At 33.9% G+C, this 18,357-nt stretch carries 19 protein-coding genes; 1 reads left to right on the top strand and 18 read right to left on the bottom strand.

Features of this window, described 5'->3' with window-relative positions:
• Positions 1–108: 108 nt before the first annotated feature.
• From FC86_RS00175 to rsmG, 17 genes are all read right to left on the bottom strand, one after another.
• The gene (locus FC86_RS00175) at positions 109–897 is read right to left on the bottom strand and encodes a metal ABC transporter permease (RefSeq protein WP_056974014.1); all 789 of its coding nucleotides are present in this window, start codon (positions 895–897) and stop codon (positions 109–111) included.
• Positions 897–1,568, bottom strand: coding sequence for a metal ABC transporter ATP-binding protein (locus FC86_RS00170; RefSeq protein ID WP_056974013.1), 672 nt, complete (start codon positions 1,566–1,568; stop codon positions 897–899). The genes FC86_RS00175 and FC86_RS00170 overlap by 1 nt, the downstream gene beginning before the upstream one ends.
• Before the next feature lie 99 nt (positions 1,569–1,667).
• Positions 1,668–2,582, bottom strand: a complete 915-nt coding sequence (gene pfkB, locus FC86_RS00165) for a 1-phosphofructokinase (RefSeq protein ID WP_056974012.1) — start codon at positions 2,580–2,582, stop codon at positions 1,668–1,670.
• Between the two features lie 101 nt (positions 2,583–2,683).
• Entirely contained in the window at positions 2,684–3,436 is a 753-nt protein-coding gene (locus FC86_RS00160; protein WP_056974011.1) for an aspartate/glutamate racemase family protein, read from the bottom strand.
• Positions 3,436–4,986, bottom strand: coding sequence for a UDP-N-acetylmuramoyl-L-alanyl-D-glutamate--2,6-diaminopimelate ligase (locus tag FC86_RS00155; RefSeq protein WP_056974010.1), 1,551 nt, complete (start codon positions 4,984–4,986; stop codon positions 3,436–3,438). Before FC86_RS00155 ends, FC86_RS00160 begins: the two co-directional genes overlap by 1 nt.
• A 61-nt stretch (positions 4,987–5,047) precedes the next feature.
• A complete protein-coding gene (locus tag FC86_RS00150; RefSeq protein WP_056974009.1) occupies positions 5,048–6,361 on the bottom strand; it encodes a D-alanyl-D-alanine carboxypeptidase family protein in 1,314 nt (437 codons plus the stop codon).
• 16 nt (positions 6,362–6,377) lie between these two features.
• A complete protein-coding gene (locus tag FC86_RS00145) occupies positions 6,378–7,511 on the bottom strand; it encodes a sensor histidine kinase (protein WP_056974008.1) in 1,134 nt (377 codons plus the stop codon).
• Position 7,512: 1 nt separating this feature from the next.
• Positions 7,513–8,202, bottom strand: a complete 690-nt coding sequence (locus FC86_RS00140) for a response regulator transcription factor (RefSeq protein ID WP_056974007.1) — start codon at positions 8,200–8,202, stop codon at positions 7,513–7,515.
• Between the two features lie 21 nt (positions 8,203–8,223).
• A complete protein-coding gene (locus tag FC86_RS00135) occupies positions 8,224–9,588 on the bottom strand; it encodes a L,D-transpeptidase family protein (protein ID WP_056974006.1) in 1,365 nt (454 codons plus the stop codon).
• Between the two features lie 150 nt (positions 9,589–9,738).
• Positions 9,739–11,124, bottom strand: a complete 1,386-nt coding sequence (locus FC86_RS00130) for an Nramp family divalent metal transporter (protein ID WP_420835993.1) — start codon at positions 11,122–11,124, stop codon at positions 9,739–9,741.
• A gap of 133 nt (positions 11,125–11,257) precedes the next feature.
• Positions 11,258–11,968, bottom strand: coding sequence for a DUF1129 family protein (locus tag FC86_RS00125; RefSeq protein WP_056974005.1), 711 nt, complete (start codon positions 11,966–11,968; stop codon positions 11,258–11,260).
• 23 nt (positions 11,969–11,991) lie between these two features.
• Positions 11,992–13,092 carry a redox-regulated ATPase YchF gene (gene ychF / locus FC86_RS00120; protein WP_056974004.1) on the bottom strand — a complete coding sequence of 367 codons (1,101 nt, stop codon included), beginning with the start codon at positions 13,090–13,092 and terminating at the stop codon, positions 11,992–11,994.
• A 17-nt stretch (positions 13,093–13,109) separates the two neighbouring features.
• Complete coding sequence (locus FC86_RS00115; RefSeq protein ID WP_056974003.1) at positions 13,110–13,355, bottom strand: DUF951 domain-containing protein; 246 nt, start codon at positions 13,353–13,355, stop codon at positions 13,110–13,112.
• Between the two features lie 15 nt (positions 13,356–13,370).
• Positions 13,371–14,240: a ParB/RepB/Spo0J family partition protein gene (locus FC86_RS00110; protein ID WP_056974002.1), complete on the bottom strand. Its 870-nt coding sequence runs from the start codon at positions 14,238–14,240 to the stop codon at positions 13,371–13,373.
• A complete protein-coding gene (locus FC86_RS00105) occupies positions 14,230–14,997 on the bottom strand; it encodes a ParA family protein (RefSeq protein WP_056974001.1) in 768 nt (255 codons plus the stop codon). Before FC86_RS00105 ends, FC86_RS00110 begins: the two co-directional genes overlap by 11 nt.
• Positions 14,998–15,011: 14 nt before the next feature.
• On the bottom strand, positions 15,012–15,863 hold the full coding sequence (locus FC86_RS00100; RefSeq protein ID WP_056974000.1) for a ParB/RepB/Spo0J family partition protein: 852 nt from the start codon (positions 15,861–15,863) through the stop codon (positions 15,012–15,014).
• Positions 15,864–15,873: 10 nt separating this feature from the next.
• Positions 15,874–16,593: a 16S rRNA (guanine(527)-N(7))-methyltransferase RsmG gene (rsmG, locus tag FC86_RS00095; RefSeq protein ID WP_056973999.1), complete on the bottom strand. Its 720-nt coding sequence runs from the start codon at positions 16,591–16,593 to the stop codon at positions 15,874–15,876.
• Positions 16,594–16,737: 144 nt separating this feature from the next.
• Between rsmG and FC86_RS00090 the strand changes: the two genes are divergently transcribed.
• On the top strand, positions 16,738–17,265 hold the full coding sequence (locus FC86_RS00090; RefSeq protein WP_056973998.1) for a CvpA family protein: 528 nt from the start codon (positions 16,738–16,740) through the stop codon (positions 17,263–17,265).
• Positions 17,266–17,331: 66 nt separating this feature from the next.
• Here FC86_RS00090 and FC86_RS00085 read toward each other — a convergent pair.
• On the bottom strand, positions 17,332–18,357 hold a 1,026-nt coding region (locus FC86_RS00085), incomplete at its 5' end, for a DUF1542 domain-containing protein (RefSeq protein WP_156403300.1).

Here is an 18,357-nt window from a genome sequence, read left to right as displayed (position 1 = left end):
TATGTATAACACTACAGCTCACGTTTCAAATTCGATTACATACGTAGTATAACACAAAAAATGATGAGATGATACTATTATCATCAAAAAACAATGGAGATATTTCTTTTATGCTTTTCTTTTGAATAGGTAAACAATAATATAAATAGCCACTTCAATTGATGAAATGAAGAAAGTTACTGGCCAGTTAGTAATGTAACTTAGATATAAGCCACCCCACACACCTAGTAATGCTAATCCAACAGACCAAGCAATCATTGCTAGAACTGATTTACCAAGATATTTAGCAGTTGAAGCCGGTAATGTAATCAAAATAAAAACTAATAACGATCCTACAACTTGAGCACCGACACTGACGCTCATAGCAAGTAGTACTAGAAATAAAATTGAAATCAAAAATGTAGGTAATCTTTGGGCATCTGCACCTATAGTATCAAATGAGTCAAATGCTAACCAGCGATATAAAACAAAAACAGAAATCAATACGATAACTGATAATCCAATTAATTGAAAAACACCTTGTTGATCAATGCTGATAATACTCCCAAATAAAATATTTGTCGCATATCTTGAACTAGCATTTGATAAAGATAAGAATAAGATTCCTAGCCCTGTAAAGAAAGCTGATACTACACTGATAGCAGTTTCACGCTTTGAAGATTTTAAGCTTAAAGTCCCAACACTAACTGAACTCAATAAGGTAAATAACAACATCCCTAACAAGGGAGAAATACCCATAAAAACTGCAAATGAGGCTCCTGCAAAACCAATTTCAGATAACGTATGAGCCAAAAAACTCAACTGACGAGCAATAACAAAAACACCAATAATTCCACTCACAATTGCAATAAAAGTACTAGCAAAAAAGGCATTCCGCATAAATTCATAAGCAAACATTAACGTCCCACCCGACTTTCATCGAAATCTTTGATTTTACCAGTTTCATAACTTCCTGGCTGCATAAAAATATAATCCTCCGTAAATTCTTTAGCCAACTCAATATCATGTGTTGCAAATAAAACAGTGATGTTTCGTTTTTTATTAAGCTGCTTAACCAAATTCATTAAACTTAATTTAGCATTAGGATCTAAACTAGCCGTTGACTCATCTAAGATAATAAAATCGGGGTTATCAATTAAAGCTTGTGCTAAATAAGCCCGCTGTTTTTCTCCACCCGATAGCTCGCCCATTGATGAATTTTGAATGCCTGCTAGATTAGTTTCTTGAATAATATTATGTACACTTTGCTTATACGCTTTACTTTTAAATAAACCGGCGTTCAGCTGAATGAAGTTTTTAACGGACAGTGGGTAATCCTTATCAATATTTCGAAACTGTGGAACATAACCCACCTTAATCGGATCACCATTAGCTTTTTTTGAATAAGTCACTTGACCGGTTGTCGGTTGTAACATCTTCATTAGTACTCTAATTAAAGTTGTTTTACCTACACCATTTTGCCCAATCAAACTAGTTGTGGATCCTTCTTTTAACTTAAAAGATAACTCTTCAAAGACAGCTTGTCCCTCAAAAGCAACGGACAAGTCTTTAACGGTTATAATATTCATTTACTTAAACACCTCGGTTGATTTAAATAGTAACTATTACGATATAACACTTTATCACAATATTAACAAAATGCCTATATAAAAACAAAAAATCGAGAACTAAATCTCGATTATTTCGACACGCTTTAATTGTTGATTAATCTGTGGCTCTGTTGCAATATCTTCTGTAAATGCCGTTGCACTACCACAAGCAACCCCCATTTTAAAAGCTGCCACTGTATCTTGTGTCTGACTATAAGTCCCAACAAACCCAGCTACCATTGAGTCACCAGCTCCAACTGAATTAATAACTTCTCCTGCTAGAGGTTTAGCATAATAAACAGCATCTTCTGTAATCAAATAAGCACCCTCTCCGGCCATTGAAACAATCACATTTTGGGCACCCATCTTTTGGAGTTTTTGTCCGTGTGCAATGATTTCTGCTTGGGTTGTTAGGGTCGTGTTGAAAATATCAGCTAATTCATGATGATTAGGTTTGACCATTAACGGTTTTTTAGCTAAACAATCTAACAAGCTTTGACCACTTGTATCAAGTACAAATTGACTACCCTGTTCGTTAACTAAATCAATTAGTTGGAAGTAAAAATCATCTGGTAATCCTTTAGCTAAACTTCCCGACATAACAACGATATCATCTGGCGTTAGTTGCGTTAATTTTGTCTTAAAAGTATGTTGTTCTTGCATACTAATTTTAGGACCACTGGCATTAAGTTCTGTTTCCTGATTAGCCTTAACTTTAACGTTAATTCTAGTTTTTTCAATAATTGTCGTAAAGTCACTTTTAATTTTCTTTTGATTTAATTGTTGTAATAATTCTTGACCGGTTGATCCTCCGATAAACCCAAGGGCACAATTATCAACATCTAGTTGCGTTAATACTTGAGAAACATTAATTCCTTTTCCACCAGCAAATAACTTAGCTTCTTGTGCACGATTGACTTCACCTAGATGAAGCAAGTCAAGTGATACCACGTAATCCAATGATGGGTTAACTGTAATTGTATAAACTTTCAAAATTTCACACTCCTAAATCGTATAATACTGTAATACTAGCATAAAAAGTTTTGGACGATAATGCAAAAGATTGGTTTCAAAAAAAGCCTAGACTGATTTATCTAGACTTCTTGATAGTGCTTAATAATTTGATTTTTATCTTGTCCTTGACGAATCTGAGTTGCCAATTCAATCGTGACATCAGCAATAATACTTTGCGCATCAATTACATGATATGGATGATTATCTCCCTTTTCTTGTGCTAAAGATAATTCCGTACAACCTAGTACGACGACATTTACACCATAATTATCATGCATTAATTCAAGAATTCGATGATACAAGGTAACATCAACAATTCCTTTTTCTTTGATATTTTGGTAGATTAGTTCATCAACTAAATCTTGAATCTCAGATCCACCTAAAACAACTTCTTTGTCAACTTTTTCAATTTCATTTTTATAAATACCATCTGCAATCGTTCCTCTGGTTGCAATTAAACCAACTTTGTCCTCATTAGGGTATTGTTCAGTCATTTTCTTAATTGCAATTCGTGGCATGTGTAAAATAGGTGCTTGGCTATTTTTTTGTAACTCTTCATAAAAATAATGTGCAGTATTGCAAACCATCACAATAAAATCAGGATCTAATTTATTTTGCTGTTTGATATCATCAATTAAATAAGGCAAAAAGCTCTCACACTTATCAGGATTTAAAATATGAGATGTTCGATCGGGTACTGTCGCATGATTGACTAGAATATAATTCAGATAATCTTGATCTCGCTTAATTTTCACACGATGATTAATTAAACGGATATAACTTTCAGTGGCAATCGTACCCATACCGCCTAATATACTAAAAAATTCCTTCATTATTTAAATCCCTGCGCTTCAATAACAGATTTTGCAATCACTTGATCAGTCTCATAGGGGGTGTCAATCCCTTTTACTTTTTGATAAGCATCGTTTCCCTTACCCGCTAAAATAATAACTTCATTTGTTTGGCTAGCATTTATAGCTTTTTTAATTGCTAACTTACGATCTAATTCGATTTCTATTGTTAATTGATCATGATTCAATTGTTCATCGATTTCAGTTGCAATATCCTTTGGATTTTCAAATCCGGGATCATCAGTTGTTAAATAAACTTGGCTGGCAAATTCATTTAGTGCAGTGGCAAAATCTTTTCTTCTAGAAACACCCTTATCTCCAGGACTTCCAACAACAACTGTCATTTTAGGATTATTAAATTCAGTTTTTAAAAATGATAATAATGCACGCATACTTGCTAAATTATGAGCATAATCAATGATTACATTAGCACCGTTTTTAAGTTTTAAAACTTGCATTCTTCCTGGAATTTGAACAGTTGAAATGCCTTTTGCAATTTTTGATTGATTGACCCCAACAAGATTACCCGCAATTATTGCTGCAGTAGCATTACTTTCATTGAAATCACCAATCAAACTCAATTGATAATCACCAGAAATATTGAGTTCAGGCTGTGTTGTTGTCATTTTAAACTGTGATTTTGCCATATCAAACTCGATATTTTCAAACTGAACACTGATTGGTTTTTGATAAAAACAACTATTTAAGTCAAAATTTTGGCGTCCATAGGTGAAAATACTGTCTGGATTAGTTGTCGTTTTAGCAGCTAAGTAAATTTCATCAAAGTGTTCTGTCTCTGCATTAATTATGACTTTGCGAGAGTTCACTAATAATTGTAATTTACAATGTAAATAATCATCAAAGTTAGGATGTTCATTAGCTCCGATATGATCAGGTGTAATGTTTAAGAAAATTCCTAAATCATAGGTCAGCCCAAATACTCGACTTTTTTTATATGCTTGAGAAGATACTTCCATTACCAAGTGACTCATCCCGTTGTCAACTGATCTTCTCATGTCGCGGAATAAATCTAGTGATTCTGGTGTCGTTAAATCTGACTTAAATGTATCTTCTGGTTTTGATCCAACGATACGATCAACTGTCGAAAACAAAGCTGTTTTATTGTTATTTTGTTGATCTAAAATTCCCTTTAAAAAATAAGAAGACGTCGTTTTTCCTTTGGTTCCAGTAATTCCTACAACAAATAAGTCATCTTGTGGATAATTAAAGAATGCTGCAGAAAGTAGGGCCATTGCTTTTTGAACGTCTCGGACAATCAGTGCGTGCATACCATTACCTTCGATATGTGGCTGTTCAGCAACATAAGCAATTGCGCCGTTTTCACGCGCAGTTGTCAGATAAGTAGGTCTGAACTTTTCACCTTTAATGAAAAATAAGGAATCAACATCCACATTACGTGAATCGTAGCTTACACTTTTAAATTCCATTGGAACTAAGTCTTGAACAGCACTGCTCTTAAGTAGATGATGTTCTTTTAATATTAAAATACTGGTTTGTAATGATAGTGTCATATGATAGACCCCTTAACTTGTTAATTTACTCAATTATAACTAATACTGATAATATTTGTAATTATTTTCCAAACAAACTACTGAAAAATGATGAGATTGCATGCCAAATTTTTTCAAAAAAGTTCATTTCATCAACTGAATTTTTAGTCACAATTGAAATTTCACCACTTTTAGTATCCAAATAGCCTAATCCATCATCATTAATTAAAATATGACCGACTTGTTGACCCTTGTTAACACTATTTAGTTCATTGTCTTTGACAGTCATTTCAATAGAAGTTTTTGGTGTTTCGTCAGTAGAATTTTTGAATACAACTACAGGAGCTGCAGTTTGTAGAGCTACCTCAGGCGCTTTAGCATAGTTTAATTTTAATGGTGTTGTGATTTCTTGATTTGCATCATAAACTTTCACTTTAGTATAAGTCTGAAACACATTATGCATTATGTCTGCTGTTACTTTAAATCGTTTTCCTTTATCATTTTCATCACCGTTGGCGTGCATCACAATCGTAATAACACGGTACCCATTTTTTTCAGCAGTTCCAACAAAACATTCACCTGCAGCATCAGTTGTTCCTGTTTTTAGGCCATCAACCGGTAAATCAGCATAATTATCCGGCATACCTGGCAACATACGATTAAAACTTGTCATTTTGTATGAATCGGTTCGTCCTGAGGCAAACATTTGAGAAGAATTCTTTGTGATATCTATCGTATCTGGATAATCAACAACAACGTGTTGAGCAATTCTAGCTAAACTCTGGGCTGACATTTCATTTTCAACGTTATTACTAATTCCAGGCAAACGATATTTTTCAGGAATATCCGAATTAGATAATCCACTCACATTAATGATCTTAGCATCACGAACGTTCCATTGAGCTAATTGTTTGTTCATCATCTCAACAAAATCTTTTTGCGATCCTGCTACTTTGTTAGCCAACAACATCGCTGCGGCATTGGATGAATAAATCCAACCTGATTCATAAAGTTCTTTAACACTATATTTTTCACCTGCAGTTAGCGGAATATTAGATAAACGAGTATCTTTTGTCCAATCTGCAATATCTTTTGGAACAGTAATTTGGTCATCAAACGACAATTTACCATTCTTGATTTGATCGCGAACAATATAAAGTGTCAACATCTTAGTCATTGAAGCGATTGGCAACACTTGTGTAGAATCTTGATTAAATAAAATTTTACCAGTTTCAGAATCTACTGCTAAAGCAGACTTAGCATCTACTTTTGGCTGAGCACTAGTTTGTGCTGCATATACTCTATCAGATTGTATACCTAATATTGGTGCAGTAAAAAACGACAATAAAAGTGTTATTATTGTCATTATCGTTATTTTTTGAGTTTTAGTTTTCATAAACTCTTTCCTACCTTCAATTTTTCTCCGTAAAATACAGGGGCATTTCAATTACAAACTTTGTCAACTTAGAATTCGATTTTGCAAAAATTTGACCGTGGTGTAATGTAATAATTTCTTTAGAAATAGCAAGACCTAATCCACTCCCACCAGTCTTAGTCGAACGCGAATTTTCTACCCTATAAAATCTTTCAAACAAACGATTTAAAGACGATTTTGGTATTTTTTGACCATTGTTTTGTACAGTAAACTCTATTTGATTATTTTGCTTTTTGGCTGTCAATTTGATCAATGTTGCTTTTTTACCATATTTCAAAGCATTGCTAATCAGATTATTAAAAACGCGACCTAACTTTTCATTATCTGCGTTCATTTCAATACGAGTTGGCGAAACCTCAACCTCAATTTTGATACCTTTTTCTTTTGCCTCTAATTCAAAACTGGCAGCTAACTGATTTAACATATCATCTACAATAAAATTATTAGGGTTAATATTAACTTGACGCTCATGAACTGTCGTATAATCAAATAAATCATCAGCTAAAACCTTCATCTGTTGAGATTTAATATAGGCGATATTCATATAGTGTTGGATATTTTCGTCTTTAAAATCCATTGTTTGCAAGAGACCCAAATACCCAATTATCGAAGTCAGTGGGGTTCTGATATCATGACTAACGTTTGTAATTAGTTCTTCATTTCTCTTTTTTATAGCACGTTCTTCATTCATTGCACTTACGGTACTATCGACTAGTGAATTGATACTATCAACCATTCGTTGAAGGTCATTTTCGACTACAAAGTTAATTCGATGATCAAAGTGACCTTGTGCAATATAATGCAGTTCAGAAATCACATGACGCATTTGCATTTGACGATATCGTCTGAGAAGTCGCCAATAAAGTACAATGATATCTAAAACAATCATAAAACTAATCAAAAAAACCTGAATAGGTAAGCTGTCAAAGTTATAACGAAATAAAATCGCATTCTTCAATAGCTCACTCAAATTAGTATGATTGATAATTGCTGAATTGATTAAGATTGCAATCGATAAATTCAGTAACAACAGCAAAACTACTGTGACAACACCTTCAACAAAAAGTTCACTTTTTTCTTTTGGTGTTAACTGAACTTTTGGTTTAGTCATATTAAACCTCCACTTTATAGCCGACTCCCCAAACCGTTTCAATTACTTTTTCACCATTTGTTGCTTCTTCAATTTTATCTCGTAAGTGACTAACATGGACCATAACCGTTTTTGCTGAAACAACACTTTCTTGGCGCCAGACTTTTTCAAAAATCTCATTAGCTGAAAAAACACGGTTTGGATGAGTAGCTAATAAGTGCAAAATCCCGAACTCTAAAGCCGTTAACTGAATTTTTTTATCAGCTTGTGTCTTCACTTCGTGTGAATCTTTATTGATTTCAAGCGGACCTACTTTCAAAATGGCTGGTTCAGTCGATGCAACTTTCTTTTCACTACGACGTAACAACGATCGTACACGTGCCATAACTTCAAGTGGATTGAACGGTTTTGAGACATAGTCATCTGCACCAGTAATCAAGCCTTTAATTTTATCCATATCCGCTGTTTTTGCTGAAACAACAATAATTGGGATATCTGAATCACGTCTAACTTGTTTAATTACGTCAATCCCGTTCATGTTAGGCATCATAATATCTAAAATCATTAATCCGATTTCAGAAGATAAGGTACTTAATTTTGATACCGCCTCTTGGCCATTATGTGCTGCAACAGGCTCATAACCTTCATTCTTTAAGTAGATACTAAGTAATTCTACAATTTCTTTATCATCATCAACGACTAAAATTTTCACTTTTTAGACCTCTTTTCATTTTTAGTAAATTACAACAGGTGTTCCCATAGCTACATCTGCATAAACTTTGGGCATCACACTTGGTGAAATATTGATACAGCCGTGGGAGCCATGAGTTTGATACCAAGTGCCACCAAACTTAGGTTGCCAATTAGCGTCATGTAACCCAACACCCGTGTTATCAATAGGCATCCAATAATTAACCGGTGAAGCATATGATGTCCCATCATTATTAAGACCTCTAAGTACAGCATTTTGTTGTTTTGACCAAACAGCCCAGACACCTCTTGGTGTATCTTGACCCGGAAGTCCCGTTACGACATCTGTTGTTAAAACAAGTTGTCCCTGTTTATAAATCCAAAGTTTTTGTGACGCAACACTGACTTCAACATAAGTATCGCCAATGTCAGTACCACTCGTGTTATAGCCAGAACCCGAAATTTTAGGTTGTCTTGAAAATTTATTACCGTTCAAAATATCTTGCTTTAATTGGCTCAATTCTGATTCAGTATTAATGCTCCAACCATATGTTCCTGCAGGAACCGTCACGACCGCACCTGACGTTGTTTTAAAGATTCTTGACTTATTCACTGTACTATATTTTTGACTTAGACTTCTCAAATAGGTTCTCATTGCTGTTTCATCAAAATTAATTTTATTATCTTTGAAATCAACCCATGATAGTACCAGACTATTTGAAACTACTTCTGTATTATTACCAATTGTATAAGATCCCGAAACATTGGCAACATTGTTTAATGTCTTTAAATTATTTTGTAAATCTGCGTTATCAGAAGTTACAGCTGGTTTAATATACTGATTATTTAACTGGATATTTTGATTACCAGACTGAATGTTTTCAAATATATAACTCATCACACTATCAACATTGAATTGATTACCTTGTGTTTCAGATACAAGTTGAAAACCTTGGTTGCCAGTTCTCTGAATACTTGCATCTTTTGATTCCGTACGACTTTGATTTTCTTTATTCAAAAGATTTGATAAGTAGCTTTTAGCTGATGCTTCATCGAATCCTTGATTTTGTGTTGCATTCACTGTTTGGCTAGTTTTGAATAACCATGGATTTTGCTGTGTCATACGTGCTGTTAAATCACTATTGTAATCAACTTTTAATCCAATATCTTTTCCAGTAAACTGGCCAACCACTTTATCCCCATCACGTAACATGTAAGTGGTTTCATTTAGTCTGTTTATCAACTTAACCTCAGCTTGTTCTTTTGTTAATTGACCAACTGATTGGCCATAAACAGTTGTTCCTGGTAAGAATCGACTACTATAGTATGAACCAAACCCTATATAAACAACTAATAGACTAAATAAAAAAACAAAAACCCCTATTTTTAACTTATTTGCTTTCTTCATATGTATACCTCACTATTTATTACTTAATCACTCATTATTAGTTCATTATATACTAGTTTGGTTTCCCCTATCAATCAATCACCCTAAAACAAAAGAAAAACTAAAATAAAAAAGCGGACAACATAGGCTGTTGTCCACTTTTGGTTGTTATTATTGTACCCAACCTAATGTTTGTAAAATCAAGAATATATTTAATCCGGTTAGAATAATTGCAACTAAACTAGAAGTAATGGTAACCCATTTTTTATTCACAAAAGGCCCCATAATTTTCTTATTAGCTGTAAACATCACTAATGGAATGATTGAAACAGGTAGTGCAATACTTAAAAACACTTGTGAAAAGACTAATAAGTCCTCAATTTTAGCTTCATTACTGTGATAAATAATGGCAAAAATCAAAACAGGAATAACTGAAATCAATCGAGTAATCACACGTCTAGCCCACATTGGCATCTTTAAGTGAATAAAACCTTCCATCACGATTTGTCCAGATAATGTTCCGGTAATCGTTGAGTTTTGCCCAGAAGCTAGCAAGGCTACCGCAAACAATACACTCAAAATTGGACTAGCAATCACACCCGCAACCTGAGGATTTTGGAGCGCATTATATAATTCAGAGAAAGTACCCAAGTCTGTTTGTGCACCATAGAAGAGAGCTGCACCCAATAGCAATAACAAAGTATTAACTACAAAAGCTACTGATAATTGAATGTTTGAATCTAGCACTGTAAACTTAATTGCACGTTTTTTTTCTTCAATATCATTGCGATCATATTGTCTAGCTTGTGCAATCGAAGAGTGTAAGTACAAGTTATGTGGCATTACTGTTGCCCCAACGATACCTAATGCGATATAGAAAGCACCTTTGTTTGTGACAACTTCTGGTTGAGGAATGTATCCTGCAAACATTGCACCAACATCAGGTCTGGCCAAAATGACTTCATAAAGAAAGATAACTAAAATCGAAACAATTAAAGCTCCTACAATCGCTTCAATTTTTCGAAAACCTAATTTCATCAATAATAATAACAACATAACGTCTAATGTCGTCAAAAATATACCGACAATCAATGGTAAATTGAACAACAATTTAAGTGCAATTGCAGCACCAACGATTTCAGCAATATCTGTTGCCATAATCGCAAGCTCTGTGATAATCCAAAGGGTGTATCGTAACCATTTAGGCGAATGTTTAGCAGTTGCTTGTGCTAAATCAAGACCACTAGCGATTCCAAGTCTTGCAGACATCGCTTGTAATAGCATTGCAATCAAACTTGATATCAAGATAACACTTAGCAAAGTATATTGATACTGAGCTCCCCCAGCAATTGACGTTACCCAGTTACCTGGATCCATATAGCCAACAGCAACTAGGGCACCTGGCCCACTAAAAGCAAAAAGCGTTTTCCAAAATCCACCTTTTTTTGGTACTGCCACCGTTCCGTTAATTTCTTCAAGTGAAGGACCATCTGCATAATGAAACAGTTTAGTCTCCTCTTTAGTCATATTGTCCCGTCCACTTTCTTCTTTGCTCATTTTAAGCTCCTCCTTGAAAATTTAAATCTCATCTAGAAATTATAATACTCTTTTGTTAGGCGTTTGTACATAAAAAATTAGGCTTACTTAATTTTTTAATTTAATAGACAAAAAAATAACATGCATTAGCATGTTATCTTCTTCCCGCATTAGTTGGATTAAGGGGACTATATTTGATATTGTAATATTTTCTAAATCCATAACGGATGGCAAATAGCACCACTGCTAAAATTATAAATCCAACACCTGATAGGCTAGGGTTAACGACAGATGGCAAGCTCATTGTCACGGTAGTTATCCCCATGTAAATGACAATAACAATTAAGAAGTAGATTAACAATTTCCACCACTTTGGTCGATCGGATTTTGGTTTTTGCATGACAATATTATAGTAAGGCATCATAATTCCAAATAGTAAGGCAATTGCCAAGACACTCAAAACGCCAAATTGACTAGAAGCAGGTCGGTTTGATGTAAATAAAGTCATAATTCCAAGTAAAACAGAAAACATTACTGCGTAAAACAAACCTGAATCAACTGCTAATTGCCAGTAAGGATAATCAGCGTAAGTTGCGCCTTCTGGTTTTAATTTCTTGTTTAACAATTGGTGCGCAAATTGACTGGCAGGACCATAAACTTTATTAGCTGGTCTCCCTTTTCGTTGTTCTTGAACAATTTCTTCTAAATGTTCGTTCACTTTTTCTTGTGCTTGATTCGAAGTTAATTTTTGTGCTTGCAAAAACTTTTCCACGCGATAGATATATTCTTCATTACGTTTTGTTAGTTCAGCTCTTAACGCTTTAAAATCAACTGTTTTTGATTCTTCTTTTTGAGATTGTGCCAACAGAAATCGCTCCTTATATTTGATTAGACATTAAATCTAAATTCGATAATATCGCCATCTTCAACAATATATTCTTTACCTTCCAGACGCATACGTCCTGCTTCTTTAACTTTTTGCATCGATTCATATTTATCCAAGTCATCAAAAGCGACAACCTCGGCACGGATAAATCCACGTTCAAAATCTGAGTGAATAACACCGGCAACTTGTGGCGCTTTCATACCTTTTTTAAATGTCCAAGCACGAGTTTCTTTTTCACCGGCTGTAAAGAAAGTTTGTAGACCTAGCAAGTAGTAAGCAGCTTTAATTAGACGGTCTAAACCAGATTCAGTCACACCTTCAGCTTCTAAAAATTCTTGACGTTCATCTTCATCTAATGTTGCAATTTCTTCTTCAGTTTTAGCAGAAATTGCCAAAGCATCGGCACCTTCATTGTTTGCATACTCTTTTATTAGTTTGAAATATTCAACATCTTCAGGGTTAGCCATATTTTCTTCAGCAATATTTCCTACATAAATAATTGGTTTTGAAGTTAATAAGAAAAGCCCTTTAACGATTTTTTGTTCTTCTTCAGTGAATTCGATTGATCGAACAGATCCACCTTCTTCAAGAACTGGTTTAATTTTGTTTAGAACTTCCAGTTCAGCTAACGCATCTTTATCTTTTGTACGGGCAACTTTTTCAACTTTACTAAAACGCTTAGTTACACTATCCAAATCAGATAAACTTAACTCTAAATTAATAGTTTCAATGTCTTCGATTGGATCCACTTTACCGGTAACACTCGTAATGTTGTCATCATCAAATGCACGCACAACGTGAACAATCGCATCCACTTGGCGGATATTTTCTAAGAATTTATTACCTAAACCTTCACCTTTGCTTGCACCTTTTACAAGTCCGGCGATATCGGTAAATTCAAAAGTTGTTTTAATAATTTTTTTGGCTGGAATTAAATCGGTAATACGGTTTAATCGGTCATCAGGAACTTCAACCATCCCAACATTTGGGTCAATTGTCGCAAATGGGTAGTTTGCCATTTCCGCTCCTGCTTTTGTAATTGCGTTAAAAAGTGTTGATTTACCAACGTTGGGTAAACCTACGATTCCTGCTGTTAATGCCATGAATAAAAATTCTCCTTCTATATTTTTGGTTTTTGTAATTGATCAAGTGTCACATAATGTGATTCCTGTTCAATTTTAACATCGGGTTGTTTGGTTGCAATTTTTTTCAAACGTTTTGAAAAATCGCGGCGAGGCATCATAATAATATGACCACACCCCATACAACAAATTTTAATATCTGCACCTAATCGAATCACTTCGAATCGATTTTGACCACATGCATGTGACTTTTTCATTATCACTAAATCGCCTAATTCAAACATATATACCACCTATAGTTAATCAATTGAAATATCTAAAATGTCCAAAATTCGATTTAAATCTTCTGTTGACAAGTAGTCAATTTGAATTTTACCTCGACCACTTTTATCTGATTTAATCATAACTTGCGAGCCGAATTTATCTTCAAGTTTTTTCTCACTTGAAATAACAAATGGTGATTTTTTAGCAACAGAAGATTTTTGGGTTTTTTGGCTTTGCTCATTAAGTTGCTGAACTAATTTTTCTAAGCGACGAACGGTTAATCCTTCACTAGCCGCTTTTTTTGCTAACAAATCAATTTTCTTCTTATCTTTTAATCCAAGTAGAGTTCTAGCTTGTCCCATTGAAATCTTTTCAGACTGTAAAAGCTGCTTAGTTGCAACAGGTAAGGCTAGCAATCTCAAATAGTTTGCGATATAAGGGCGACTTTTTCCTAATCGTTTAGACATTTCACCTTGTGTTAATTTTAAATCGTTTTGCAAAGTTTGATAAGCCTGTGCTTCTTCAAGTGGCGTTAGGTTTTCACGCTGTAAGTTTTCAAGTACCGCTATTTCCATCATTTGGTTTTCGTCAAGTTGGCGAACAATTGCAGGGATTGTTTCTTTTTTTGCTAATTTACTAGCACGCAAACGTCTTTCACCTGCAACTAAATCATAACCACTAACACTTTTTCTAACGATAATGGGTTGAAAAACGCCATTCAAGGCGATCGATTCTGCAAGTTCCTTTAGAGCAACTTGATCAAATGTTTTTCTAGGTTGATAAGGATTAGGTCTAATGTTTTCGAGTTTGATTTCTTCCACATTTTCGTTTGAGTCAGCATTGTCAAAATCAGAAAAAATAGCATCGATTCCGCGCCCTAATCCAGATTGCCTCTTATCCTTCATTGGCTGAAAGCACTTCCTTTGCTAATTCTTGATAAACCAGCGTTCCACGTGATCGTTTATCATAATCAATAATAGCCTTACCATAACTTGGTGCTTCAGCTAAACGTGCAATCCTTGGAATAATTGTGTTATAAACTTTATCACCAAAGTATGTTTTCACTTCTTGAATAACTTCAGCACCTAAATTGGTACGTGCATCATACATTGTCATCAATACCCCTTCAACACCTAATGCTTTGTTAAAGTGTTTTTGAACCAAACGAATGGTATTGAGTAACTGACTCAATCCTTCTAAAGCATAATACTCACTTTGAACTGGTATTAAAATAGTATGACTGGCTGTAAAAGCATTGATTGATAACTGTCCTAGAGAAGGTGGACAATCAATCAAAATGTAATCGTATTTATCAACAACCTCATCAATCCCATTTTTCAACCGAGTTTCTCGTGCCATTAGTGAGATTAATTCTGTCTCTGCACCTGCTAACTGAATAGTGGCGGGTACTAAATCAAGGTTTTTATGAGAGGTTTGATGAATGGTATCTATAAGAGATACTTCATTAATTAATACATCGTATACATCTTGTTCAACATCCGCCGGTGAGATACCTAGTCCACTTGTTGCATTCCCTTGTGGATCAGTATCAACTATTAAAACTCGCTGGTTTTCATCTGCTAAACTTGCGCCTAAGTTGACGGTTGTTGTTGTTTTACCAACACCGCCTTTTTGATTAGCAACTGATATAATATGCGCCATAAAAAATAATCACCTTACCCCTTATCTAATTCAATGACAATTTTGTAGTTACCAGAATCTTCAAACTCTTCGTATCGGACTTTTGTTCCAGTTTGTTCTACCAGATTAATCGTTTTCTTAATTGTATTGATTGGTACTTTTAGATTTCTGGCTGTTTTGAGTTGAACATTCTTTTTCGCTTTACTGTACAAATTAGTTGCTTGTTGTGGATGATCTAAAAAGTCTTTCACTAATTGTCTTGATTGTTCAACAGTTAGATTGTCTTCCATAATTGTTTGTGCCAATTGTTTTTGTTGACTTTCGTCCAAACTAAGCAAAGTCCTAGCATGATTTTGTGTTAACTTTTGACTGATGACATAGTCTTGAATCTCTAGTGAAACTCTTAACAATGACAGTTTTGCAGAAATATACGATTGTGTTTTACCTAGGTAATTAGCCAACTTAATCTGTGTCAAATCATACTTGTCTAACAAACGCTGATAAGATTTTGCTTCTTCAATTGGATTTAACGGCTCTGTTTGAAAATTACCTATAATCGACAACGTTGCAGATTGAAAATCATCAAATTCATCAACTATAGCCGGAATTTTTTCCCATTCAAGTAATTTAGCAGCTCGAATGCGATGTTCTCCTGCAATAACCTCATAATCATTTTCGGCTAACTGTCTAACTACGATTGGTTGAAGCAATCCATACCTTTGCATCGTGTTGGCTAATTCTTCTAGCATTACTTGATCAAACTCTTCATAAGGTTGAAAGGAGTTTGAATTAATATCAGCTACGTGTAAATGCTCAACATATTTTTTGTTTTGCTTTTCTGGTTCTTTTTGTTGCTGTTTTTTTTTCCTAAAAAAAGAAATACCCATGATCATGCTCCTATAAAGGTTTTCTAGTTGGTGTCCCTGCTTTTCTTGGGTAAGCTTTAGGTATTTGGCCAACTTTTTCAATTAAAGTAAGCGCTCTTGGTTCGTTACTTGCTGGTAAGTTAATTTCTAAGTTAGCAATCAACTTACCTTTTAACAAATCTAAAGCTCTTTTTGATTCTGAAATTTCATCTAAGCTACTTGAGCCTTTTAATGCTACCATGTAACCATTTGGTTTCACAAATGGTAAACAGTACTCACTTAAAACGTTCAATCTTGCTACCGCACGTGCCGTTACTAAATCATATTTTTCACGATGATTTTTATCGCGACCAATATCTTCAGCACGACCATGAACTAATGAGACATTCTCAAGTCCTAATTCATCCACTAAATCGCTCAAAAATTTTAATCGCTTATTTAAAGAATCAACTATTGTGACTTGTAAATCCGGTTGCAAGATTTTTATCGGAATAGAAGGAAATCCTGCACCAGCACCGATATCAGCTAGCTTTTTAGACCCTTGAAAATAATCTTTAAAATGAATAAGTGGTGTAATTGAATCAAAAAAGTGTTTTAAATAAACGTCTTCTTCGGCTGTTATTGCAGTTAGATTAACGGATTCATTAACCTCGACTAATTTTTTGAAGTAATGGTGAAATTGTTCGATTTGCGTTTGTGTCAAATCGAATCCATTTTGTTTTAATTCATTGACAAATTGTTCTGGATTCATAGTTCCTCCATAAATTATTTAATTTGTATTTTGTGGTAAAATTGTGTAAAGCTATATCTTTAATCATAACATTAATACAGCAGTTTTTCGCTCAAAAATTAGAGTTTGTTGGCAATTTAACCAACAGAATTAAGGAGTTTTCTAATGATTTTAAGTTTTATTATTCTTATCTATTTAATTTCAAAAATTTACAATGGGTACAAAAAGGGATTTACCAATCGGTTACTCTCTTATGTAGGTAAGATTGTGACGTTTGTTTTAGCCCTTTTTTTGCAAGCGCCAATTGGACAGATTGTTTTTCAATTCATCTATCATCAAGATATTCAAACAAGTGTTGATATTTCAAAAATATTGATCGCACGTTTTGTTGCGTTCTTTGCTATTTTAATTATTGGTTACTTGATTATTATCTCACTAAAAGTTATCACTTCACCAATTACAAATTTTGCACCAATCAAACTGATTGATAGTTTAATTGGAATGGCTTTCAACTTTATTATCGGCTATGTATTGGTATTTGTGATTGTTTCAATGCTCAACATTTTAAAAGTCGATTGGTTTATGAGTCAAGCAAGCCAAACACCCCTAATTGATTTTATCTTGCATCAAACACCAATTTTTACACAGCAAGTATTCAATGAAATATTTGCACAGTTCAAAAATTTTTACTAATTTAATCCATTAAAAAAAGCCCTTCAAAGTGTGAACACTTTGAAGGGCTTTTAATTATCTTTAAGTCTAAATTAAATATTTTGTTTGAACCCAAACATTAGCATCTATAGAACCAATTCTGGTATAAGATATTCCTTCTGAAATCATGGTATCGAAAGTAGTAATAAAGGATTGACTAGGTGTGTAATTACCGAAAATTGCTTGAGCCTTTCCTTCTTTATCAATAGACCAATTTTGAATACCATATCCTTTAACATAGTCGACTTCTTTTAATGCTGGAGATTGTAAATATTTCTTCTGAATCCATCTATTTTCACTTGAACTTCCAATCTGAACGTAGACATCTCCATTGATTACTTTTTCATTTCCTAAAGTTTTAATGGTTGTTCCATCTGGAATAAAGGCATCCTTACCGTCTATAATAGTTGACCCATTATTGTTCAAACTCCAAATACGAACACCGTATCCTGGAACATAATGAACAGGTTGATAATTACCAGATTCTAAATATTGAACTTGAATCCATTCGTTACTATCTTTTGAGTTAATTCTAGCATATTCAATTCCATCAACATTTTTCTTATCATATACTTTTAACTTTGTATTATTAGCAATAAATGTCCCATTACTTTGAACAAAAGAACCATCATTAGTCAAAGTCCATTGTTGAACACCATATCCCGGAACATAATGTACTTCTTTTGTTTCAGATTGATTTCTACTTTCTTCTAGAATACTTCTTATGTCATTAAATGTTGTTGCTTGTTTGATTTTATTAATATAAAAATCACTATTTGAATAATCTTTTACTTCATAAATTGCTTTAGATTTTTCATTAAGAATCTGATTTATAGCAGGATTAGGATCATAAATCGTACTATTAGATTTATGCTGTGCTAGGATATCTTCTATACCTAGATCTTTCGCATCTAAAATAGCTTGGGCATTATCTGCTTTTGCTATTTGATCCTTAGCTTTTTCTGCTGCCTGTTCAACTTTAACTTTTTGTTCTGCTTTTTCATCAGGACTTAATGTCGGATCATTTTCAATGTCACCTTTTACTTTGTTTGCTTCGTCTTCAATTGCTTTGTT

The organism is Holzapfeliella floricola DSM 23037 = JCM 16512 (genome assembly GCF_001436605.1).
GTDB lineage: Bacteria > Bacillota > Bacilli > Lactobacillales > Lactobacillaceae > Holzapfeliella > Holzapfeliella floricola.
Note: the sequence above shows the minus strand (reverse complement) of the source record. Positions and strands in the feature narration are given on the sequence as shown.

Coding starts and splice junctions, on each gene's coding strand:
- FC86_RS00175 (WP_056974014.1), bottom strand. CDS start 897: ATGTTTGCTTATGAATTTATGCGGAATGCCTTTTTTGCTAGTACTTTT.
- FC86_RS00170 (WP_056974013.1), bottom strand. CDS start 1,568: ATGAATATTATAACCGTTAAAGACTTGTCCGTTGCTTTTGAGGGACAA.
- FC86_RS00160 (WP_056974011.1), bottom strand. CDS start 3,436: ATGAAGGAATTTTTTAGTATATTAGGCGGTATGGGTACGATTGCCACT.
- FC86_RS00155 (WP_056974010.1), bottom strand. CDS start 4,986: ATGACACTATCATTACAAACCAGTATTTTAATATTAAAAGAACATCAT.
- FC86_RS00150 (WP_056974009.1), bottom strand. CDS start 6,361: ATGAAAACTAAAACTCAAAAAATAACGATAATGACAATAATAACACTT.
- FC86_RS00145 (WP_056974008.1), bottom strand. CDS start 7,511: ATGACTAAACCAAAAGTTCAGTTAACACCAAAAGAAAAAAGTGAACTT.
- FC86_RS00135 (WP_056974006.1), bottom strand. CDS start 9,588: ATGAAGAAAGCAAATAAGTTAAAAATAGGGGTTTTTGTTTTTTTATTT.
- FC86_RS00130 (WP_420835993.1), bottom strand. CDS start 11,124: ATGAGCAAAGAAGAAAGTGGACGGGACAATATGACTAAAGAGGAGACT.
- ychF (WP_056974004.1), bottom strand. CDS start 13,092: ATGGCATTAACAGCAGGAATCGTAGGTTTACCCAACGTTGGTAAATCA.
- FC86_RS00115 (WP_056974003.1), bottom strand. CDS start 13,355: ATGTTTGAATTAGGCGATTTAGTGATAATGAAAAAGTCACATGCATGT.
- FC86_RS00110 (WP_056974002.1), bottom strand. CDS start 14,240: ATGAAGGATAAGAGGCAATCTGGATTAGGGCGCGGAATCGATGCTATT.
- FC86_RS00105 (WP_056974001.1), bottom strand. CDS start 14,997: ATGGCGCATATTATATCAGTTGCTAATCAAAAAGGCGGTGTTGGTAAA.
- FC86_RS00100 (WP_056974000.1), bottom strand. CDS start 15,863: ATGGGTATTTCTTTTTTTAGGAAAAAAAAACAGCAACAAAAAGAACCA.
- rsmG (WP_056973999.1), bottom strand. CDS start 16,593: ATGAATCCAGAACAATTTGTCAATGAATTAAAACAAAATGGATTCGAT.
- FC86_RS00090 (WP_056973998.1), top strand. CDS start 16,738: ATGATTTTAAGTTTTATTATTCTTATCTATTTAATTTCAAAAATTTAC.